This window comes from Agrobacterium sp. lyk4-40-TYG-31 (genome assembly GCF_030209855.1).
Classification (GTDB): Bacteria; Pseudomonadota; Alphaproteobacteria; order Rhizobiales; family Rhizobiaceae; genus Agrobacterium; species Agrobacterium vaccinii.
Genome location: NZ_JARVRE010000009.1, coordinates 331,247 through 349,037, shown reverse-complemented (window position 1 = coordinate 349,037; position 17,791 = coordinate 331,247). Strand labels below are relative to the sequence as shown.

Genomic DNA, 17,791 nt, shown 5'->3' with positions numbered 1-17,791 from the left:
CCCCGCTGGCGAGTGAAAACCGGTGGCATGGAAACGCCACCGGTCGATTGCGTGCGCGCAGACTTAGTCGGCGTACTGACCAGCGGCCTCGATCACCGTTTTCCAGCGTGGTATCTCGCTTTCGAGCTTCGCCTTCAGCGCCGCAGGCGTGCCATCTGCTTCAGGCGATGGCGTGGTGCCTAGCTCTGCAAAGCGGGCCGCGACATTCGGGTCCTTCAGCGCGATCTGAAGCGACTTGGACAGGCGCTCATTGATCTCGGCAGGCGTGCCCTTTGGCGTATAGATGCCGTGCCAGACACCGACTTCGAAGTCCGGCAGACCGGCTTCGGCAGAGGTCGGTACATTCGGCAGCACGTCCAGACGCTTCGGTGTCGTCACCGCATAGGCCTTCACGGTGCCACCCTGGATCTGCTTGGTGGTGTTGGTCGTCTGGTCACACATGATATCGACCTGACCGCCGAGAAGATCGGTCATGGCCGGACCCGTGCCCTTGTAAGGCACAGTGACGAGCGGGGTCTGGATCGCGCTCATGAACAGCATGCCGCACAGATGCGAGGCCGCACCGATGCCCGCATTGGCCACGGTGACCGTGTCCTTGTTGGCCTTGGCATATTCAATCAGGCCCTTGAGGTCGGTCGTCTCAAGCGTCTTGCGCGACAGAATGGTCATCGGCACTTCGGTGACGAGGCCGACATAATCGAAGGCTTCGAGCGTGTTGTAGGCCAGTTTGCGGTAGAGCGTGGCGCTGGTGGCCATGCCGATGTGGTGGAGAAGGACGGTGTAGCCATCCGCATCAGCCGATGCGACGCGACCCGCACCCAGCGTGCCACCGGCACCGCCGACATTTTCCACGATGATCTGCTGGCCCAAGTCCTTCGACATGGATTCGGCAACGAGGCGGGCAACCGTATCGGTCGGGCCACCGGCGGCGAAGGGAACGACCATGGTGATGTTGCGCTGCGGATAGGTCTGCGCGGCGGCGGACAAAGCAAACAGCGATACGGCGGCAGCAGCCACGGCACCTGTGACGGTATTGAGAATTTTCATCTTTTCCTCCCGATGAAATATGGCCTCATCGACCGTCGCACTCCTATTGCGCCGGTCGGGGTGAGGTTATTTGCAATCGGTGTCGGCGTCGGCGCAATGCCGGGCAGAGCAACGCAGAAGAAAAGCCCTCGCTACCTGGGCATAATGGGTGGAAAGCGAAACATTCGACATCATCAATGGGTGGAAATCCACCCATCGCAATAGAGGCAAAGGTTCAGGGCAGGGTTTTCAGGTCTTCATCGACCAAGCCATGTTTCGTCAGCGCATGCTTTTGCATTTTTTCATAAAGCGTCTTGCGCGATATTCCGAGCGTCTCGTAGACAGCTTTGAGGTTGCCTTTGTGGAGCGCGATCGCTCTTGCCAGCACGGATTTTTCGAACTCCGCGACTTTGTCTGAGAGACTTGCGGCACTTTCCGATGCCGTTTGCGCCCCATCGGCGGCACTGCCATCAAGCCCCAGCACCAGCCGATCTGCCGCATTTCGCAGTTCCCGCACATTGCCGGGCCACTCCTGCATGGCAAGTGTCGAGACGATATCGGAGGGCACGTCGAGATCATCCCGGCCATAACGTGCCGCAGCCTCGCGCACCAGTTGGAGGAAGAGAAGCGGGATATCTGAGCGACGTTGCGCTAGCGATGGCACATGCACGGTCGCGACATTCAGCCGGTAGAGCAAATCCTGCCTAAAGCGCCCCGCCAGCGCCTCTTGGGCCAAATCAGCCTTACTGGTCGCGATAAAGCGCACATCGAGCTCCACGGTCTCGTTTGAGCCAAGGCGGGTGATCGTACGCTCTTGCAACACCCGCAACAGCTTGCCTTGCATATCGAAAGGCATGGAGCCGATTTCGTCCAAGAGAACCGTGCCGCCACGGGCGTGTTCGAACTTGCCGTAACGCGGGCGCAGCGCACCGGGAAACGCGCCCGCCTCATGGCCGAACAATTCACTCTCGATGAGATGCTGCGGCAGGGCAGCGCAATTGATGGCGACGAATGGCTTGTCGGCACGGGCGCTGACATCGTGGAGCGCGCGGGCAACGACTTCCTTGCCAGCACCGGTATCGCCGATGATGAGGGTATCGGCATCCGCCGCACCAATCGCGCGGATGCGGTAGCGTAGATCGACCATGACTTGCGTGCGGCCCGGCAGGCGTGTTTCCAGATCGTCGCGCTTGCCTGCCACGGCACGCAGTCGGCGGTTTTCCAGGACGAGCGAGCGCCGGTCGATGGCGCGCTTGATGATGCCTGCGAGATATTGAACGCTGAACGGCTTTTCGATGAAGTCATAGGCGCCGTTTCGCATGGCGCTGACGGCAAGCTGCACGTCTCCATGGCCGGTGACCAGAATGACGGGGATTTCCGCATCCAGCTCCCGCACCTTTTGCAAAAGCGTCATGCCGTCCATGCCGGGCATTCGGATGTCGCTGACGATGACGCCATCGAAGCTGTAGCCGATCAGCTCAAAAACATGGTCGGCATTGTCGACGGTTACAACGTCAAGACCTGCGAGCTCCAGCGCCTGCGCGGTGGAGAGGCGGAGGTCTTCTTCATCGTCGATCAGCAGCACACGGGAAGAGGTCATTCAGCCGCAATCTCCATCGACAATGCCGCATCCAGTTCGATGTCGAACCGGGCTCCACCCTCCGGCAGGTTGGTCACACTCAAGCGCCCGCCAAAATCCTTGACGATGTTGTAGGAGATGGACAGCCCAAGGCCCAAGCCCTTGCCGACGCCCTTGGTGGAAAAGAACGGATCGAAGATACGCTCCATGATGGCGGGTGGCACACCGGGTCCGTGGTCACGAATGGAGAGGATGACTTTGTCACCCTCGTGGTGAGCCGTCAGGTGGATGCGGCGGTCGCTCAGGCCTTCCACAGCGTCGGCAGCGTTGGAGATGATATTGACCAGAACCTGCTGGAGCCTGACAGGGCCTGCCTTCACCTGAAGAAGGCAGCGCCCGAAATTGACATCCAGCACGGCATCGGCTGCCTTCAGCCGGGCGTTGACGATCTCCAGCGTATCGCTGACCACGGCATCGAGGGAAACCGGCCCCAGCTTCTCGTTGGGCTTTCGTGCAAAATTGCGAAGATGCTTGCCAATCGCCGCCATCCGGTCAATCAGGACCGAGATGCGATTGAGGTTGGTGGTCGCTTCCTCGACCCGCCCTCGCTCGATCAGCAGGGCAGCACTTTCGGCATAGGTCTTGGCCGCAGCCAGCGGCTGGTTGAATTCGTGGGAGAGAGCCGCCGACATTTGCCCAAGCGCGGCCAGCTTTCCAGCCTGGATCAAATCCTTTTGGGTCTTGCGCAGGCGTTTTTCCGTCTGCCGCCGTTCGGCGATCTCGTGCTTGATATCCTGATTGACCCGAGCGAGATCGGCGGTGCGCTCCTCCACGCGTCGCTCAAGCTCGGCCTGCGCTTCTGCCTGATGGATCAGTCGGTCACGCAATCGCTTGCGTCGTTGCAGCATGGCAGCAACCAGCGCACCGGCAAGGCACAGGCAGAGCGCAATCGCAATCATGGTGGTTTTGGCCTGCGTCCGCACCGATCCCGTGTCCATGAGGACATTAACCGTCCAACCGGCATCGGGCATTGGCTGGGATAGCAGGATGTATTCCCGGTCCTGCTCACTTTCGCGGATCGTCATAAGATCATGCGTGCCGAAGGTGCTGCGCGTCTGCGCAAGCTGGGTCAGGTTGGCATCGGCATAACGCCTCGAACCCTCGGTCCTTGCAATCCTATCCGGCGTCAACGGCTGTATGGCGGAATAAAGCCATTCCGGTGTGCCCGTCATGAAAATGATCCCTTCAGGATCATTCACGAAGATGCGGTTTTCACCATTGCCGAAGGATGCTTCGATGCCTTCGATATCGACCTTGAAGACGATCACACCTTTGATCTGGGCATTGAACAGGATGGGCGAGGCGAAGTAATAGCCACGTTTGTGCGAGGTGGTGCCAAGCGCGAAGAACTTTGATTGCTGACCTTTGGCAGCATCCTGAAAATACGGGCGGTAGCTGAAATTCTGGCCAACGAAGCTCGCCGGTCCATCATAATTGCTGGCGGCAATCGTCTCGCCATCCAGCGTCATGATGTAGATGTCGGATGATTTAAGGAGGTCGTTGATCGACTTCAGGTAGATGTTGGCGCGAAGGCGCAGAGCCTGATCGTCAGGATGGGCGACGAGCTCTTCGATATCGTCGTGATCCGCCATCAACGCAGGCAGCGGCTCGTAGCGACTCAAATGCCCGCCCAGCGCAGACACCGCCAGCCGCAATGTCGTTCCGCCTTGGGCTGCCACCTCGTTGAAATAGCTTTCGGCGATCAGATCGCTTCCCTTGGTCAGGGCGACACCACCCAGACCAAGGCAGACAAGCACAATGCCGACCCAGCGATATCTCACGGCTCTAACCCCTCCCCATGACAGATCTCTTTAAAAGTCTGCCCTCCGACCCTCCGACCCTCCGTCATCCCGGACTTGATCCGGGATCCAGTTCGATCAAGTCTTTGATCGAAGAAGACTCTTTCGCACCGCAGACGCGGCGCTGCTGGATTCCGGCTCAGGGCCGGAATGACGGAAAGCGAAATTTTCGCTCTCCAGCTTAAAGTGTAAGGGGAGGGGCCACAATTTCCAAGGGGGATCGGCAGGCTTCAGCCAAAAACGAAAAAGCCGACCCAAAGGCCGGCTTTTCAAAATTCTCGGAGCGCAGAAATTATGCGCTTTCTTTCGGTGTCAGAACCTGACGGCCACGGTACATGCCTGTCTTCAGGTCGATGTGGTGTGGGCGGCGCAGTTCGCCGGAGTTCTTGTCTTCAACGTAGGTTGCAGACTTCAGGCCATCGGCCGAACGACGCATGCCGCGCTTGGACGGGCTTGTTTTTCTCTTTGGTACTGCCATTTGTGTAACTCCACTTGAGCGGCGAAACACGGGAACCAGCCAGGACCAAGGCCGAATGTCACATGTTTCTTTATTGGAAATTTGGCGCGCTTATACATGCCTCCCAGGGCTTTGACCAGCCCCGGCGTCGATTTTTTCAAGAATGTCCGAATCACGGAAAAGGGTTTCGCGCGAAAGCTTTTGACACTGACTATCAAACAGGGTCGAAAACGATCAATTCCTCAAAGTGATTCATATCGCTGAATTCACAGAATGCTGGCGGGCGCATTTCCAGAACCGGAACGGTGGATCGCAAGTCTTCCAGGCATTCGTCCAGCATTTTTTGCCAGCGGGGCAAGGCCTCTGGCTCGAACCAGCGCATGATATAGGCAAAGGTGAAATGAAATTCGTAGTCATCATGGTCCGGATGGCGATAGCCGAACGCCTCGGCAAATGCGTCGCGCCATTCGGCAACGATCCTGTCATCCTCAGCCATTGCACCTTTCAACGTCAGGCCGAGCGGTGATAGCCGGATAGCCTGCATTTTGAAGGCTGGAAGCTGCGGAAACCTCTGGAGTTTTTCCAGATAGAAATCCGTCATCTGTTCAATGGATGAATCGCTGGGCATTTCCTTCGGCCAAAAGGGCCAGGTGCGGCGATACTCGATAATGCCTTGGAAAACCGTCATATGCAGGCTGGAAATGGGTGTGAAGGCCAGATGACTGTGCGCCTCAGGCATGTCGAAAAGCCGCTGGCGGGCTCTGATGATCGCCTGTTGCGTGCGCGATCCGTCTGCCAGATGGCAAACGACCGTGTTTCCCGGTTCAGGCAGAAACACGCCGCTCAGATCAAAGCGGGTTCCGAGGTGACGCGGCGGCGCGTCATTGCTGGTTGCGGAGAAACGGGCAAGTTTGGGTGAAACGAACGGCACATGCATGGTGCGAAGGCTCCCTTAAGAAAGGTAGCCTCCTACTCCTGGCACACGACACTTCGATGACACGACAGCGTCAGTGTGCTTCGTCCCAGTTGGCGGCCGCACGGGCATCGACCTTGAGCGGCACCTTCATGTCGATGGCGGGCATGGCTGCATTTTCCATGATCGAAACGACGACCGGCAGGGTTTTGTCGATCTCGGCTTCTTCCACCTCGAAGATCAGTTCGTCGTGAACCTGCAACAGCATACGGGCCGATAGTTTGGCTTGGTCCAGCGCCGGTTCGATGCGGATCATGGCGCGGCGGATGATATCGGCTGCGGAACCCTGGATCGGGGCGTTGATCGCTGCGCGTTCGTTGAAAGCCCGCACCGAAGGGTTGGACGACTTGATTTCCGGGTAATTGATCCGGCGCCCGAAGATGGTTTCGACGTAACCCTTGTCACGCGCAAATGTCTTGGTGTTTTCCATGTAGTCGCGAATGCCGGGGAAGCGCTCGAAATACTTCTTGATGTATTCCCCCGCCTCGGATCGTCCGATGCTGAGCTGGTTGGCAAGGCCGAAGGAGGAAATGCCGTAGATGATACCGAAGTTGATGGCCTTGGCACGGCGACGCACTTCCGACGGCATGCCCTCAACCGGCACGCCGAACATTTCAGACGCCGTCATGGCGTGAATGTCGATGCCGTTCTCGAATGCATTTCTCAACTGCGGAATGTCGGCGACATGGGCCAGCACACGCAGTTCGATCTGGCTGTAGTCTGCCGACAGAAGCTTGTTGCCCGGCGTTGAAATGAAGGCCGTACGGATCTTGCGGCCTTCCGCTGTGCGGACCGGAATATTCTGCAAATTCGGTTCAGACGACGAAAGGCGCCCCGTCGTCGTGGACGCCAGGGAATAGGAGGTGTGAACCCGCCTGGTTTCCGGGTGAATGTAACCGGGCAGCGCGTCGGTATAGGTGGATTTCAGCTTGGTCAGCTGACGCCAGTCCACGATCTTGCGGGGGAGTTCTGCGCCTTCTGCGGCCAAATCTTCCAGAACCTGTGCAGAGGTGGACCACTGGCCGGTCTTGGTTTTCGACCCTCCTGGTAGCCCCATCCTGCCGAACAGGATATCGCCCAGTTGCTTGGGTGAGCCGATATTGAATTTCTCGCCAGCGAGTTCGTAGATGTCTTCTTCAAAGGCGGCGGCCTTTTGCGCCAGTTCACCCGACAGACGCGACAGGATTTGACGGTCGACGGTGATGCCGCGCTCTTCCATGCGGGCCAGCACCGGCAATAGCGGGCGCTCCAGCCGCTCATAGACCGATGTCAACCGGTCAGCCACGAGGCGAGGCTTCAAGACCATCCACAGGCGCAGGGTTACATCGGCATCTTCGGCTGCGTAGGCTGTGGCTTTGTCGATATCGACAAAATCGAATGTCACGCCGGATTTGCCGGAACCCGCAACGTCCTTGTAGGCAATCGGCGTATGGCCGAGCCAGCGCTCGGACAGCGCGTCCATGCCATGTAGGCCCTTGCCGGCCTCAAGCACATAAGAAAGCAGCATGGTGTCATCGAAGCTTTCGATGACGATCCCGTGGCGCTTCATCAGCAGATAATCGTACTTCAGGTTTTGCGCGACCTTGAGAATGGCAGGGTCTTCGAGAAGCGTCTTCAGCCGGTCCAACGCGTCTGCCGACGGTATCTGGTCTGGTGCGAGTTTTATTCCGTCACTGAACAGATCGCCGCCCGAGCCTGTCTTGTGGGCAATCGGGACATAGGCAGCGATGATATCGGTGCCGCTGGCGTCCTTGCTATTATCGGCAAGCGCCAGGGAAAAACCAACCAGTTCCGCCTGCATCGGATCGAGCGATGTCGTTTCCGTATCGAAAGCGACAATACCGGTTTCACGGGCCATCGCCAGCCAGCGATCCAGTTCTTCGATATTGCGGATTGTCTGATACGAGGTGATATCGATCTTCGCTGCGGAGAAGACAGCTTCTCGCGAAGACGACAGGTCGGCAGGTGTCTCGCCTTCAACCTTGGACGCAATTGCCGATGCTTCGGCGATGGAAGTCTCATCGAGCGGGATCGCAGCATCGCCCGTCCCAGTGGCAGCAACACCTTCCAAATCCGGCCCGTGGGCCTGCGCACCGCGCTCTACGGGGACATTGGCTGCCTCGATGACGGCGGCGTCCGCGCCCGTGGTTTCCGCGACGCGGCGGGTTAGCGTCGTAAACTCCATGGCTTTCAGGAAGGCGATCAGCTTGGGACCATCCTGCGGCTCCAGCGTCAGCGCATCCAGCGGAAGTTCCAGAGGAACGTCCGTGCGCAACGCCACGAGCTGGCGCGACAGGCGCGCAAGTTCGGCATTTGCGATGATGTTTTCACGACGTTTCTGCTGCTTGATCTCGCCAGCGCGCAGAAGCAAGGTGTCGAGATCACCATATTCTTCGAGCAGCTGCGCGGCAGTCTTTGGCCCGATGCCGGGAATGCCGGGAACGTTATCGGTGGAATCGCCCGTCATGGCTTGCAGGTCGATCATCTTTTCGGGCGCAACGCCCCATTTTTCGATGACGTCAGGTACGCCGATCTGCTTGTCCTTCATCGCGTCGTACATATGAACGTTGGGCGTGACGAGCTGCATCAAGTCCTTGTCGGACGAGATGATCGTTACGTCGGCGCCGATTGCTTCGGCCTGCCGGGCATAGGTCGCGATGATGTCGTCGGCCTCGAAACCCTCCGTCTCGATGCAGGGCAGGTTGAAGGCGCGGGTCGCATGGCGGATCAGGCCGAATTGCGGAATGAGATCTTCCGGCGGGGCAGAGCGGTTGGCCTTGTAGAGATCGTAAAGCTCGTTGCGGAATGTTTTCGAGGAATAATCGAAAATCACCGCAAAATGCGTGGGCGTCACGCCGACATCGGTATTGCGCGCATCCTTCAGAAGCTTCCACAACATGTTGCAGAAACCGGAGACGGCGTTGACGGGCAATCCATCCGATTTGCGGTTGAGCGCGGGGATGGCATGGAACGCCCGGAAGATGAAGCCGGAGCCGTCTACGAGGAAGAGATGATCGCCTGTTTTCATGGGAAGCATGGATAGCGCGGGCCATGATTGACGTCCAGATAAAGTTCGCCCGTGCCACAGGCAACCCACTGTTTCGAGACGGCGGAAGGGCGGCTCTCATTCTCACCAGAACGTTACAAATTTGTAATCCGGGCTTCCCTTGAAAAGCCGCATTTGGAGCCTCATTTCTTGGAGGACGGCGACTGATCACGCCGTAGTCTGATTGCAGGCATGTCCCCCGCCGCGTCAGACCGGACAAAGGCCTATCCCCCCTCTCCGGGCCTTTGTCCTTCAATGTAAACGCCATGGCCGTCCCCTCCCGGCCATGGCGTTTTTTTATGCTCGATCATGACAATCGCCTTGAAGCGCATGCTCCACGAAAGCCTGCATATCTAGATAGCATGATATGCAATGCGGCAACTTGCTGCGCCTTCAGGATCGAGACATGCGTTTTTCACGAAACGACTCAGCGACATATCTTGCTGCGCAACTGGCAAAGACCTTTTCGAAGGCACTCAACAAGCGCGCCGCCGCCCTTGGCTTTTCCCCGGGTCAATTCCCCGTCTTGCTGGAATTGTGGAATGAAGACGGCTTGACGCAGCGCCAGTTGCTCGACCGCGTGGAAGTGGAGCAAGCAACGCTTGCCAATACACTGGCACGCATGGAGCGCGATGGCCTCATCGAGCGCAAGCAGCACCCGCGGGACCGACGCGCGCAGATCATCGAATTGACAGAGCGCGGTCGCGAGTTGGAGCAGCAAGCGATTTCTGCCTCGAAATCGACAGACGACGCCATTCTTGCCGGGCTCCTGCGGTTTGAGAGGCAGCTTCTTATGGAATATATGGGTCGCGCCATCGACGCGGCCAAAGCACCAAACGCGGAAGCGTGAAATGATTTTCCGGCTCGAAACCGGTGCCGCTTTGCTCTATCCTGACACGATCTTCGCATGACAGGATCGCGTAATGACAGATATTTCCCCCGTTCTCTCGGCGGTTGACGACAATCTCAATGCCAGCCTCGACAGACTTTTCGAACTCGTCCGCGTCAAGTCGATCTCGACTGACCCGGCCTACAAGGCCGAATGCCGCAAGGCTGCCGAATGGCTGGTCCGTGATCTCTCGACAATCGGCTTCACGGCCTCGATACGCGATACCGCAGGGCATCCCATGGTCGTTGCCCATCATGATGGTGCCAGCGCTGACGCGCCCCACGTGCTGTTTTACGGACACTATGACGTCCAGCCCGTCGATCCCATCGCTCTGTGGGACAACGAACCCTTCGACCCCGCATTGAAGGACATCGGTGGCGGTCGCCAAATCATCACCGGACGCGGAACATCCGACGACAAGGGACAGTTGATGACCTTCGTCGAAGCCTGCCGCGCCTACAAACAGGTGCATGGCTCCCTGCCTCTGCGCATCACCATTCTGTTCGAAGGCGAAGAGGAATCCGGCTCGCCGTCGCTGAAGCCTTTCCTCGATGCCAATTCCGATGAGTTGAAGGCAGACTACGCTTTGGTGTGCGACACCAGCATGTGGGACCGCGAGACGCCTGCCATCGCTGCTGCGCTGCGCGGCCTCGTCGGTGAGGAAATCGTCATCACAGCCGCAGACCGCGATCTCCATTCCGGTCTCTTCGGTGGTGCTGCTGCCAACCCCATTCATATCTTGAGCGGAATTCTGGCTGGTCTTCACGACGAAACCGGAAAGGTGACGTTGCCGGGCTTCTACGAGGGCGTCGAAGAAACGCCGTCTAACATCAAGGCTTCCTGGGACAGTCTGGGTCGCACCGCCGAGAGCTTTCTGGGCGAGGTCGGTCTTTCCGTACCATCCGGTGAAAAGGGACGCTCTGTTCTGGAATTGACCTGGGCGCGGCCAACAGCCGAAGTCAACGGCATCACGGGCGGCTACACCGGCGAAGGTTTCAAGACGGTTATCGCCGCCAAGGCGTCCGCCAAGGTTTCATTCCGCCTCGTTGGCAAGCAGGATCCCGCAGCTATTCGTGAAAGCTTCCGGTCCTATGTTCGCTCGAAAATTCCAGCGGATTGCTCGGTCGAGTTTCACGAACACGGTGGTTCTCCGGCCATCCAGCTGTCCTATGATTCGCCCGCGCTGACGAAGGCGAAGAGCGCGCTGTCGGATGAATGGGCAAAGCAGGCCGTGGTGATCGGCATGGGTGGCTCCATCCCGATTGTTGGAGATTTCCAGAATCTGCTCGGAATGGATTCGCTGATGATCGGCTTCGGGCTGACGGATGATCGCATCCACTCGCCGAATGAAAAATACGATCTGCAATCCTTCCACAAGGGCATTCGCTCCTGGGTCAGGATTTTGCAGGCGCTGAGCGTCAGATAACAAAATGGCGCCACCTGATTGACGGGTGGCGCCATTGCTCATGAGACACAGTCTCTAAAAAGCAAAAAGGCCGGGCAAGCCCGACCTTTCCTACCGTTTCAGCTTCAGTGCCAGTACATCCGTGGTCAAAGTGCGTAAAACGGTCTGGTGTCTCAGCACGGCGCCAGCAAAGTTGCTGTCGCTCGCGTCTTCCGAAACATGTTTGCGCTGCTTTGGTTAATCTTTGGTTAACGCATAAACTGCAAACGCGTGGTAGTGTCACCAAATCGGAAGTTACTGAAACACCGCTGCACCCTATATTGTGAGACGACATCGCGATTACAAGGCCATGTCCCAGAATTTTAGCGATGGATCATCTTCGGTGCTCAAGAGAATCCAGAAAAAGAAAAAGGCCGGGAAGACCCGGCCTTAAACCTATGCGTCTCATCGGCGAACCGACGGAAGCTTTAATTAGGCAGCAACGATGCTGTCGGCAGACATCTTGCCAGAACGACGGTCCTGAACCAGTTCGTAGGTGATCTTCTGACCATCCTTGAGGCCGTTCAGGCCAGCGCGCTCAACAGCAGAGATGTGTACGAACACGTCCTGTGCGCCGTCGTCAGGCTGAATGAAGCCGTAGCCCTTGGTTGCGTTGAACCACTTTACTGTACCAGTCGCCATAACGATGTTCCTTCCGTTGGCAAATTACGTTTGCACCGAAATTCAGTGCGGGTGTTCTCGAATTTGAAGGAAAGATCGTCGTATGCGTCTATGAAACGCCGAAGCTCTGGTCGTCAAACAAATATCGATGGCAAAACACCTAGGATGGAGCCACGGAGAAGTCAAGTTTGTTTGATGAAGAACGAATGCGGAAGGCTTGATTTTTCTGTCCGTTCCGCGTGCAAAAACCGGCGCGACTTTGTTCGAATGCGGGAGGTCAACGGAACGCAGAAAGCAAAAACCCGGCGCGGGAGGAGGTGCGCCGGGTTCTTGAAACTGACTGACAACTGGGAGGAGGAGTGTTGCCAGTCCAAATCGGGCGACGCTGGGAGGAGGAGTGCGTCGCTTCGATGATTTGAAGATACAACAATTTTCCATGAAAAACAGCCCAGACATTGCAGCGCAGCATTGCAAATTTTGCATAGCTAGGGCCGATATGCTTGCTCTTTTTGTGCTCTGCGCCTAAAGATTACGCATGAGCCTTGATTCAGTCCGAGAATATTTCGCCGCCCACGCGCCTGACGCCGCCATTTTGGTGACCGAAGCGAGTTCGGCCACGGTCGAGCTTGCTGCTCAAGCCCATGGCGTCGACGCCGACCAGATTGCCAAGACGATCTGCCTGCGAGCGGGCGACACCATTCTTCTCGTCGTCACTGCCGGGACAAAGCGACTGGATAACCGAAAATTCAGAGATCGCTTCAGTGCAAAGCCACGAATGCTGAGTGCCGACGAAGTGGTTGCCGCAACAAGCCACCCGATAGGCGGCGTGTGCCCCTTCGGCCTGCCGTCGCCGCTGCCGGTCTACTGCGATATTTCACTGAAAGCCTACGCCGAGGTCGTGCCTGCTGCCGGGGCTACCAATGCAGCGGTTCGCATCGCGCCTGATCGTCTGGTTGAATTGACGGGCGCAGAGTGGGTAGACGTCTGCCAGTGACGGCAACGTGAAGCCGCACGTCCCTTAACCCCACCTTAAATCGCCGCATTTAAGCTCCATCGGGATGAAACGGCGATCAGGAGCCGCTTAGCGCCCTCGAATATCATGGAGTGATTTCCCGCAGATGGCAGGTAATGGCAAGTCACGCCAGCGCGTAGAACCTTCTTTTGGGGATTTTCACGAGTCCGGTGATGACCTTCGTCTTGACGAGACAGACCGTATCAACGGCACCAAGACGGGTGGCAAAAAAGCATCCGGCTTCGATTCGCCCAAGCAGCCCAAACGTGACAAATCCAAACCACAGCGACCAAACCGCCAAACGCGTGCGGCAAGCGGCGGCGGCATTACGGGCTTTATCCGCTCCTGCCTCTATTGGTGTGTTGTTCTTGGAATATGGGGCGGGATAGCTGTTGCAGGCATCGTCTTCTATTACGGTGCACGCATGCCAAGCGCCAGCACATGGTCGATACCCGAGCGTCCGCCAAACCTGAAAATCGTCGCCGTCGACGGCTCTGTTCTTGCCAATCGCGGCACGACGGGCGGTGAGGCGCTCTCGCTGGAGGACATGTCGCCCTATCTGCCGCAGGCCGTCATGGCGATCGAAGACAGGCGTTTCTATTCTCATTTCGGTATCGATCCACTCGGTCTTGCCCGCGCTATCGTGACCAATGTCGTCAGCGGTCGCACGGTCCAGGGTGGTTCCACCCTGACGCAGCAGCTGGCGAAGAACCTGTTCCTGTCTCCCGACCGGACGATGGAGCGGAAAATCCAGGAAGTCCTGCTGTCTTTCTGGCTGGAGCAGAAATACACAAAAGACCAGATCCTCGCCATGTACCTCAACCGCGTGTACTTCGGCTCGAATGCCTATGGCGTAGAGGCGGCGTCGCGGCGATATTTCAACAAGTCGGCGCGTGACGTCAATCTGGGCGAGGCCGCACTTCTGGCGGGATTGCTGAAGGCTCCGTCGAGACTTTCTCCTGCCCGTGATCCGCAGGCAGCCGAAGAACGGGCGCAGGTCGTCTTGCAGTCGATGCGTGACGTCGGCTTCATCACCGAAGACGAAATCAAGACCGCGATGTCCCAGCCGCCGACCAAGGCCAAACGCTTCTGGTCTGGCGCGGAACATTACGCCGCCGATATGGTGTTGGACGAAGTCCGCATGCTGGTGGGCGATGTGAAGCAGGATTTGGTTGTCGACACCACGATCGATCTCGATCTGGAAAAAGAGGCCGACAAGGCGCTTTCCGATGTCTTGAAGAGTGAAGGCAAGAAACTGGGTGCTTCACAGGCAGCGCTCGCTTCCATCGATGGCACCGGGGCAATCCGTGCGGTGGTCGGCGGAGCGGACTACGCGCAAAGCCAGTTCAACCGCGCATCCAGAGCCAAACGGCAGCCGGGTTCGGCCTTCAAGCCTTTCGTTTATATTGCAGCCCTCGAAAACGGCCTGACCCCGAATTCCATCCGCAACGACGCACCCGTCAAGATCGGCAAATGGACGCCGGAGAATTACGACCAGAAATATCGCGGCGAGGTGACGCTTGCCACGGCATTGGCGAACTCGTTGAACACGATCGCGGCCCAGCTCGTCATGGAAGTTGGGCCGGATCGCGTCGCGCAGGTGGCGCATCGCATGGGTATCGAATCCGATCTGCAAGCCAATGCCTCGATTGCGCTCGGCACATCCGAAGTGTCGCTTCTCGAACTCACCTCGGCCTACGCGCCGATGATGAATGGCGGCTTCAAGGCGACGCCGCATATCGTCAAGCGAATCACCGATGCCGATGGCAAGGTTCTCTACGAGAACAAATACGACAATCCGCCCCGTGTTCTGAGCGAAGGTGTCGCGGCCACCATGAACAGTATGCTGACCGGCGTCATCAACGAAGGGACTGGCAAGGCTGCGCGTCTCAAGGGTTGGCAGGCCGCTGGCAAGTCAGGCACCACGCAGTCCTTCAGGGACGCCTTGTTCGTAGGCTATACCAGCACGCTGACGACAGGCGTCTGGTTCGGCAATGATGACGGCACATCCATGAAAAAAGTGACGGGTGGTGGTTTGCCGGCAAAGGCGTGGAAAGAATTCATGACTGCCGCCCATTCCGGCCTCACCCCATCGCCGCTGTTCGGTCTCGGGGCCTATGGCGCACCTGAAATGGGTCAGCCTGCAACCGAATCGCCCGGTGCTCCACCGCAGACGATTGGTGATCTCATTTCAAATGCGCTGGGCGGCGGTTCGGCACCGGTGCCGGAGGATTATCCGGCAGCACCCGTGGGACGAGATCAGCAGACCGCATCGACCCCCGACTACCCACCTGCGGATTACCCGCACCAGCAATTCCCGCAGCAAGGGTATGGCGGTGGACCTGTTCCACCAGCCGACATTGGCGGTGCACCACAACAGCGGCAGGCTGCGCCGAAACAGACGACCCTGTTCGACATTCTGATGGGGAACTGAGGAAAAGATCACATCACCCGAACGACGGTGTGCCATCGCTGAACAGCAAAAAGCCCGGTCGAGCCGGGCTTTTTTTACATGATATCAGATCGCAGCGATGTCAGTTGATGACTTCAGGCGCCGCATTTGGATCCGGCAGCGGTACCGGGCTGTCTGAAAGCGTGCGTAAATAGGCAATCAGGTCGGCGCGCTCGGTTTCCTTCTTGATGCCCGCAAAGCCCATGGCGGTGCCAGGAACGTGCTTCTTCGGCGCTTCGATGAAGTAGCTGAGGTGGTCATAGTCCCACTTCTCTGCGCCTCCCTTGGAAAAATCTTTCATCCCAGCGGAGTAGCTGAAGCCTTCGTGGCTTGCAATTGGGCGACCGACGACGCCGTACAGGTCAGGGCCGACTTTATTGGGGCCGCCCTTTTCCCCGGAGTGACAGCTCGTACATTTCTTGAAGACCGTCTCACCCTTTGCCGCATCGGCGCTTGCCAGAAGCTTTGCAATCGGCGTCGCTGCAGCGGCAGGTTCTCCGCCAGCACTATCCGCCCCGGTGGTTTCTGCAACAATGGCGTAACCTTCCTTTTCGGGCGCTGGCGCGTGGAAAATACCTTCCGACGCGATGGACACCGACATCAGGACGAAGATCGTGCCCAAGAGCGCACCGACCGCCATGTTAACCTGTGAATTCATTGATCTGCGCTCCCTCACAACCGTTCGCATCAAACGGACATCTTGAAATTGCTCGAAAGCTATGGCTTTTGCACAGCACGCGCAACTTGAATATGCTCCCCGCACCGTGACGTATTGCCACTTTTCCGCCGGGATTTGAAGGGTGTTGGATGAATAATCGGTATTTCGAAAAAGCAGTCGTCCTGATTCCGGCAAGAATGGCCTCCACGCGCCTTCCCGGCAAGCCTTTGGCAGACATCGGTGGCCACCCCATGATTGTGCAGGTTGCGATGCGCGCGCGCGAAGCCGGTGCCGAACGTATCGTGGTTGCAGTTGACGATGACCGTGTTTTCGAGGCCGTCAAAAATGCCGGATTCGATGTCACGATGACCCGCCAGGATCACCAGTCCGGCTCCGACCGCATCTATGAAGCGCTGCAAAAGGCCGATCCCTATGGCAATGCCGAATTCATCATCAATGTTCAGGGTGATTTGCCGACCATCGAGGCCGACACGATCCGCGCCTCCCTGCGCCCCATGGAAAACCCCGCCACCGACATCGCAACGCTGACCGTCGAAATCCAGGATGAAGACGAAAAGACCGATCCGAGCATCGTGAAGATCATCGGCAGCCCGATTTCTGAGCAGAGACTGCGCGCCTTGTATTTCACCCGCGTCACGGCACCCTATGGTCAGGGTCCGCTCTATCACCACATCGGGCTCTACACCTATCGCCGCGCCGCCCTCGAAAAATTCGTGACACTCAAGCCCTCGACACTCGAGGTGCGCGAAAAGCTCGAGCAATTGCGCGCCCTGGAAGCGGGCATGCGCATCGATGCGGAAATCGTCAATTCGGTCCCGCTCGGTGTCGATACGCAGGCTCAACTCGATAAAGCACGCGAAATCCTCGCGAACAGATAAATGAATGGCGATACCATGAGCAGCAACCGCATTGCCTTTCAGGGCGACTTTGGCGCAAATTCCGATATGGCGTGCCGCGACGTTTTCCCGCAGATGGAGCCGCTGCCGTGCCCGACATTCGAGGACGCGTTCAACGCACTGGAGAACGGCGATGCAGAGCTGGCGATGATCCCCATCGAGAACACGCTGGCGGGTCGTGTCGCCGATATTCATCATCTCCTTCCCGAATCACGCCTGCACATCATCGGCGAGTATTTCATGCCCATCCGCTTCCAGTTGATGGTGCTGCCGGGTGTACAGAAAGATGAGATCAAGACGGTCCACAGCCACATCCATGCCTTGGGACAATGCCGCAAGATCATCCGTTCCAACGGCTGGAAGCCGGTCGTTGCTGGTGACACGGCGGGTGCGGCGAAGCTGGTGGCCGAATTGGGCGATCGCAGCATGGCAGCACTTGCACCGAGGCTCGCTTCCGAACTCTACGGCCTCGATATTCTGGCTGAAAATGTCGAGGATTCCGAAAACAACGTCACCCGTTTCGTGGTGTTGTCACGGGATGAGGACTGGACGAAACGCACTGCGTCAGACGAAGTGATCGTCACAACCTTCGTGTTCAACGTCCGCAATATTCCAGCAGCACTCTATAAAGCCATGGGCGGCTTTGCCACCAATTCCATCAACATGACCAAGCTGGAAAGCTACCAGCTGGGCGGCAAGTTCGTGGCAACGCAGTTTTATGCAGACATCGAGGGTCACCCCGACGACGAATCGGTGCGACACGCACTGGATGAGCTGCGGTTCTTTTCGGAAAAAGTCCGCATCCTCGGCGTCTACAAAGGTCACGCCATGCGCCGCAAGCTCAACTTCATCTAGCCA

Annotated in this window: 14 protein-coding genes; 6 read left to right on the top strand and 8 right to left on the bottom strand. The window is 57.8% G+C overall.

Annotation, left to right across the window (positions count from 1 at the left end):
• Positions 1-63: 63 nt before the first annotated feature.
• From QRN55_RS18540 to polA, 6 genes are all read right to left on the bottom strand, one after another.
• Complete coding sequence (locus QRN55_RS18540) at positions 64-1,047, bottom strand: tripartite tricarboxylate transporter substrate-binding protein (RefSeq protein ID WP_065700065.1); 984 nt, start codon at positions 1,045-1,047, stop codon at positions 64-66.
• Positions 1,048-1,261: 214 nt separating this feature from the next.
• On the bottom strand, positions 1,262-2,626 hold the full coding sequence (locus QRN55_RS18535; RefSeq protein ID WP_045230200.1) for a sigma-54-dependent transcriptional regulator: 1,365 nt from the start codon (positions 2,624-2,626) through the stop codon (positions 1,262-1,264).
• Positions 2,623-4,446, bottom strand: a complete 1,824-nt coding sequence (locus tag QRN55_RS18530) for a sensor histidine kinase (RefSeq protein WP_284777809.1) — start codon at positions 4,444-4,446, stop codon at positions 2,623-2,625. Before QRN55_RS18530 ends, QRN55_RS18535 begins: the two co-directional genes overlap by 4 nt.
• Positions 4,447-4,756: 310 nt before the next feature.
• Positions 4,757-4,942 (bottom strand): 50S ribosomal protein L32, encoded by a 186-nt coding sequence (gene rpmF, locus QRN55_RS18525; RefSeq protein WP_003507205.1) that lies wholly within the window; start codon positions 4,940-4,942, stop codon positions 4,757-4,759.
• Between the two features lie 193 nt (positions 4,943-5,135).
• On the bottom strand, positions 5,136-5,858 hold the full coding sequence (locus QRN55_RS18520; protein ID WP_284777808.1) for a DUF1868 domain-containing protein: 723 nt from the start codon (positions 5,856-5,858) through the stop codon (positions 5,136-5,138).
• Between the two features lie 70 nt (positions 5,859-5,928).
• Positions 5,929-8,922: a DNA polymerase I gene (polA, locus tag QRN55_RS18515; RefSeq protein ID WP_284777807.1), complete on the bottom strand. Its 2,994-nt coding sequence runs from the start codon at positions 8,920-8,922 to the stop codon at positions 5,929-5,931.
• Positions 8,923-9,346: 424 nt separating this feature from the next.
• Here polA and QRN55_RS18510 point away from each other — a divergent pair, with 424 nt between their 5' ends.
• Positions 9,347-9,790 (top strand): MarR family winged helix-turn-helix transcriptional regulator, encoded by a 444-nt coding sequence (locus tag QRN55_RS18510; protein ID WP_284777806.1) that lies wholly within the window; start codon positions 9,347-9,349, stop codon positions 9,788-9,790.
• A 73-nt stretch (positions 9,791-9,863) separates the two neighbouring features.
• A complete protein-coding gene (locus QRN55_RS18505) occupies positions 9,864-11,255 on the top strand; it encodes a M20/M25/M40 family metallo-hydrolase (RefSeq protein WP_284777805.1) in 1,392 nt (463 codons plus the stop codon).
• A gap of 450 nt (positions 11,256-11,705) precedes the next feature.
• Here the strand turns inward: QRN55_RS18505 and QRN55_RS18500 are convergent, their stop codons facing one another.
• Entirely contained in the window at positions 11,706-11,915 is a 210-nt protein-coding gene (locus QRN55_RS18500; protein ID WP_045230211.1) for a cold-shock protein, read from the bottom strand.
• 514 nt (positions 11,916-12,429) lie between these two features.
• Between QRN55_RS18500 and QRN55_RS18495 the strand changes: the two genes are divergently transcribed.
• Positions 12,430-12,888 (top strand): YbaK/EbsC family protein, encoded by a 459-nt coding sequence (locus QRN55_RS18495; RefSeq protein WP_284777804.1) that lies wholly within the window; start codon positions 12,430-12,432, stop codon positions 12,886-12,888.
• A gap of 124 nt (positions 12,889-13,012) precedes the next feature.
• Positions 13,013-15,340, top strand: coding sequence for a transglycosylase domain-containing protein (locus QRN55_RS18490; RefSeq protein WP_284777803.1), 2,328 nt, complete (start codon positions 13,013-13,015; stop codon positions 15,338-15,340).
• A 100-nt stretch (positions 15,341-15,440) separates the two neighbouring features.
• Here QRN55_RS18490 and QRN55_RS18485 read toward each other — a convergent pair whose 3' ends face one another.
• Positions 15,441-16,016 carry a c-type cytochrome gene (locus QRN55_RS18485; protein ID WP_233135663.1) on the bottom strand — a complete coding sequence of 192 codons (576 nt, stop codon included), beginning with the start codon at positions 16,014-16,016 and terminating at the stop codon, positions 15,441-15,443.
• 149 nt (positions 16,017-16,165) lie between these two features.
• Between QRN55_RS18485 and QRN55_RS18480 the strand changes: the two genes are divergently transcribed.
• Positions 16,166-16,915 carry a 3-deoxy-manno-octulosonate cytidylyltransferase gene (locus tag QRN55_RS18480; protein WP_284777802.1) on the top strand — a complete coding sequence of 250 codons (750 nt, stop codon included), beginning with the start codon at positions 16,166-16,168 and terminating at the stop codon, positions 16,913-16,915.
• A gap of 15 nt (positions 16,916-16,930) precedes the next feature.
• On the top strand, positions 16,931-17,788 hold the full coding sequence (locus tag QRN55_RS18475; protein WP_111840242.1) for a prephenate dehydratase: 858 nt from the start codon (positions 16,931-16,933) through the stop codon (positions 17,786-17,788).
• The last annotated feature ends 3 nt before the right edge of the window (positions 17,789-17,791 follow it).